We start from the raw sequence: 4164 nt of genomic DNA, 5'->3' as shown, positions 1-4164 counted from the left end.
TCGCCGCGCTCCTCACCGCGTACCGCGGTCACCATCGCGCTCACAGCAGATTCACTCCTCATCGGTAGAAGACGCCCGGCGCGATCGGCTCGCCGCCGCGTGCGGGAACACGCCCACGGGCTGTGACCGGCGAGCCGGCCGGAACAGATCCGCGGATCACAGGTAGAAGACGGCGCGGTACTCGGCCCAGCGCGCGGCCATCGCCCCGCCCGGCACGCGCCGTACGCCGGGCAGCAGGCTGTCCTCGCCGTCCAGCCCGTGGGCGAGCAGGTCGGGTTCCTCGACCCACACCCCGGAGCCGGACTCCAGCAGCACGTCCAGCCCCTTCCGCGGGTCGGTGACCGTGCTGAACACCGCTGTGCCGAGGCGCAGTTCGGGCGCCCGGGCGGCCGCCGCGGCGTACCCGACGGCCGGGCCGCGCAGCAGCACGTCCAGGCCGCCGAGATGGCGGTGGAAGAGGAAGGCGCAGTAGAGCGCGTCGGAGAACTGGGTCTCCACCGCGCCGCGGTAGGCGCGTTCGACGATCGCCAGGGACCGGCAGGAACGGACGGACGGCTCGGGCGGCTCGGACGGCCGGGACGGCTCGGGCGGCCGGGACGGTTCCGAAGGCTGGGAAGGCACGGGCTTCCCGGACGGGAGGGGCGCGGACACCGTCACATCACCCCCAGGTACAGCGTCTTGCCGGCGGCCGCCACGTGCTCGGCGTACTTCGCCGGCGCCCGGGTCGGCACCTGCCCGATGTGCGCGGCGGCGCCCCGGTCGTCACTGCAGAAGCGGCACGCGTACCAGTGCAGCCGGTCGGGAAAGGCCGCCAGCATGTCCTGCACGACCGCCGCCATCGACGGGTACGGGGTCGACCAGGCGGCCAGGTTGCGGGGCTTGCTGTCGCCGAGGGCGGTCTGCGTCAGCATGGTGGCGTAGCCGCAGGCCCACACCTGCACGGTCGCCCCGCCGTCCAGCAGCGCCTGCGTCAGCCGCAGGGCGCTGGTGACCAGATCGCTCTCGTAGGGCGCGCCCATCACCGTCAGCAGCACGTCCGTGCGCGGAACCGACGTCGGCATGTCAGTGCCACACCACCCTCACGTCCGGGTCGAGCACACGGGTGGACACCTCGGCCATGTCCACGATCCGCGCGTCCGGCAGCAGCCGGGAAGGGCGGAGGCCGCGCTGCGCCAGGGAGAAGTCGTCCACCAGGACCTCCACCCCGGCCCGCGCGGCCTCCTGGGCGCCGCCGTCCGCGTCACGGACGGCGGCGCCGACACCCTCCTGGATCAGCAGCAGCTGCACCGGGTGTCCCAGCAGGGCCAGGTCGCGGGCGTCGCGCAGGAACCCGGCGCACGCGCCCCCGGCCCAGGGGCCCTGACTCTCGATCAGCAGATGGGGCGTGCCGCCGGCCCGGGCGTCCTCTCGCGCTTCCTCGTTCACGAACCCGCCGTCCTCGGTCGCTCGTCACTTGGTGTCCGGCACGACGCGGCCGGCACGGTCAGCATCGCCGCACTGCGCGGCCGTTCCCAGGGCTGTTGCATGGACCTGCCACAGCGGCGACGCTGAGCGTGCCGGCCGCGGCCGGGCCCCGGGGACGGCGCCGGGGCCGTCCCCGGGAGACGATCAGGCCGGCACCGCGACGACGGGGAGCCGCGTCGCGCCGAGCATGTCGTTGGTGTCCAGGAAGGTGATCGGGCGGTCGCGGTCCACCCGCAGCTCGGTGAAGCGGTCCAGCAGCAGGTCGAACGCGATCCGGGCCTCCAGCCGGGCCAGCGGGGCGCCGATGCAGAAGTGGATGCCCTGGCCGAAGCCGTTGTGCCGGTTGGGGTCGCGGTCGATGTCGAAGCGGTCGGGGTCCTGCCAGTGCGCCCCGTCCCGGTTGGCCGACGACACCCAGATCTTCATGATCGAGCCGCCGGGCACGTACTCCCCGCCCAGCTCGGTGTCCTCCGCGACCATCCGCAGGAAGCTGCTGAACGACGGGCGCATCCGGACGATCTCCTCGATGGCCTTCGGTACCAGCGTCCGGTCGGCCCGCACCCGGGCCCACTCCTCGGGGTGGTGGTCGAAGGTGAGCACGATGTTGCTGATCAGCGCCGCCGTGGTGGTGATGCCGCCCATCAGCAGGACGCCGACGAAGCCCACGATCTCGTCGTCTGCCAGCCGGTCCCCCTCCAGCTCGGCGGCGATCAGCAGACTGATCAGGTCGTCCCGCGGCTCGGCCCGCCGCTTGGCGATCAGGTCGAAGATGTAGGCGTTGAGCGAACGCAGGTGCTTGGCCGCGTTGGTGAGGCCGTCCAGGCTGTTGCTGCCGACGTGCAGCAGCGACGCCCACTCGGCGAACCGGTCGACGTCCTCCAGCTCGGCGCCGAGGATGTCGGCGATCACCGTGACCGGGAAGGGGAAGGCGAACGACTCGGCGACGTCGAACCGCCGCTGCCCGGTGACCGCGTCGACCAGGCCGGTCGCGATCCCGGTCAGCTTCTCCTCGAGGCCGGCGATGTAGCGGGCGCTGAACACCTTCTGGACCAGCTGGCGGAACTGCCGGTGCCGCGGCTCGTCCATGGCCGCGATGTTCCCCTTGAAGAAGACGTCGTAGTCCTCCTGGGGCGGCGTGAGCGAGGAGAGGTCGTTGACGAACGTCTCGGGGTGCGTCATGACCTGGACGGCCTCGTCCCGCCCGAACACCGACCACAGCCCGGTCGTGGGGTCGAAGCTCACCGGCTCGGTCTCCCGCATCCGGGTCAGCCAGGCGAAGAACTCGGCCTGCGGTTCCGCGTCCCGCGGCAGGACCGTGCTGTCCCCGGCCGCCCCCGGCGCCGGACCGGCGCCGGCTGTCTCGGTCCCGTGCATCAGGCACTCTCCTCTGCGTCAGCGTCGATGTCCTGCAGCTTCTGCGCCAGGATCCGGCCGATCTCGGCGAGCGGTCCCGGCTTCATCAGGTCGGTGTGCTTGCGGTCGACCTCCCGCGTCTCGATCCGGCCGCCGACGTAGGGCCGCCAGGTGTCGGGCTTCGGGGAGATGTCGATCTTGTCGAGGGTCGCCACCACCAGGAGGATGTCGCCCTCGAAACGGGCCGGTGCGTAGGTGTTGAACATCTCGGCGTTGTTGGCGTAGATGCGGCTGATGGCGGCGATGTGCCGCTCCTCCAGCGTCGCCATGGCGCTGCCGAGCCGCTGCAGGACCTCGGTGACCCGGGCGTGCGTCAGCGGCGCCTTGCCGAGGTACCGGCGGTCGTAGCCGACCCAGTTGAGCAGGTCCGCCAGCACGTCCTGCTCGTCGATCGGCGGCATCCGCTGACCGGGATAGGTGTCCAGGATGCCGAGCAGGTCGACCCGCTCGCCCGTCTCCTGGAGCCGGGTGGCCATCGCGTGCGCGATCACCCCGCCCGCCGAGTACCCCACCAGGCGGTAGGGGCCGGACGGCTGCACCGCGCGGATCTGCTCCACGTAGTCGGCGGCCATCTGCGCGATGGTCTCCGGGATCTCCTCCTGCCGGTCCAGACCGCGCGCCTGCAGGCCGTACACCGGGTAGTCCTCGCCCAGATGACGGATCAGCCCCGAGTAGCACCAGCTCATCCCGCCGGCCGGGTGCACGCAGAACACCGGCGTCCGCGACCCGTACGGCTTCAGCGGCAGCAGCACGTCGAGAGCGCCGCCGCGCTCGGTGTCGTCGAGCAGGTGTTCGGACAGCGCCGCGGGTGTGGGCGCCTCGAAGAGGCTGCGGATGCTCAGTTCGACGCCGAACGTCGCCTGCACGCGCTGCAGCAGCCGGGTCGCGAGCAGCGAGTGCCCGCCCAGGTCGAAGAAGTTGTCGTCGATCGAGACCCGCTTGGCGTCCAGCACCTCGGCGAAGAGCTTGCACAGGATCTCTTCCTGCGGGGTGCGGGGGCCGCGGCTGGCGGTGCCGGTTGCCTGCGTCTGGGGTGCGGGCAGGGCTTTGGTGTCGAGTTTGCCGTTGACGGTGAGCGGGAGGCGGTCGAGGGTGACGAAGGCGGCCGGGACCATGTAGTCCGGCAGCGCCTGTCCCAGGTCCCGGCGCAGGTCCGCGGTGTCCGGCGTGGCCCCGGCGACCGGCACGACGTACGCCACCAGCCGCTTGTCGCCCGGTGCGTCCTCGCGGGCGATCACCGTGGCGTGGGCGATGCCGGGGAGGGCTTCCAGGGCGCTCTGGATTTCC

5 protein-coding genes are annotated in these 4164 nt (G+C 72.0%); all 5 read right to left on the bottom strand.

What is annotated here, in order from left to right; all coding sequences use genetic code 11:
• Positions 1 to 156 precede the first annotated feature (156 nt).
• Positions 157 to 621 carry a hypothetical protein gene (locus K7862_RS36850; RefSeq protein WP_308012382.1) on the bottom strand — a complete coding sequence of 155 codons (465 nt, stop codon included), beginning with the start codon at positions 619 to 621 and terminating at the stop codon, positions 157 to 159.
• A gap of 32 nt (positions 622 to 653) precedes the next feature.
• Positions 654 to 1061 (bottom strand): hypothetical protein, encoded by a 408-nt coding sequence (locus K7862_RS36845; RefSeq protein WP_222970134.1) that lies wholly within the window; start codon positions 1059 to 1061, stop codon positions 654 to 656.
• Between the two features lies 1 nt (position 1062).
• Entirely contained in the window at positions 1063 to 1425 is a 363-nt protein-coding gene (locus K7862_RS36840; protein WP_222970131.1) for a hypothetical protein, read from the bottom strand.
• A 183-nt stretch (positions 1426 to 1608) separates the two neighbouring features.
• Positions 1609 to 2838 (bottom strand): cytochrome P450, encoded by a 1230-nt coding sequence (locus tag K7862_RS36835; protein ID WP_222970129.1) that lies wholly within the window; start codon positions 2836 to 2838, stop codon positions 1609 to 1611.
• A partial coding sequence (locus K7862_RS36830; protein WP_222970127.1) for an alpha/beta fold hydrolase occupies positions 2838 to 4164 on the bottom strand: 1327 nt, incomplete at its 5' end. The genes K7862_RS36835 and K7862_RS36830, both read right to left, overlap by 1 nt.

Source organism: Actinacidiphila acidipaludis (assembly GCF_019890725.1).
GTDB classification, from domain to species: Bacteria; Actinomycetota; Actinomycetes; order Streptomycetales; family Streptomycetaceae; genus Actinacidiphila; species Actinacidiphila acidipaludis.
This window is presented reverse-complemented; position numbering and strand designations above follow the sequence as displayed.

Bases quoted from the DNA above. Each gene is read 5' to 3' on its own strand.
- K7862_RS36845 (WP_222970134.1), bottom strand. From the start codon at position 1,061: ATGCCGACGTCGGTTCCGCGCACGGACGTGCTGCTGACGGTGATGGGC.
- K7862_RS36835 (WP_222970129.1), bottom strand. From the start codon at position 2,838: ATGCACGGGACCGAGACAGCCGGCGCCGGTCCGGCGCCGGGGGCGGCC.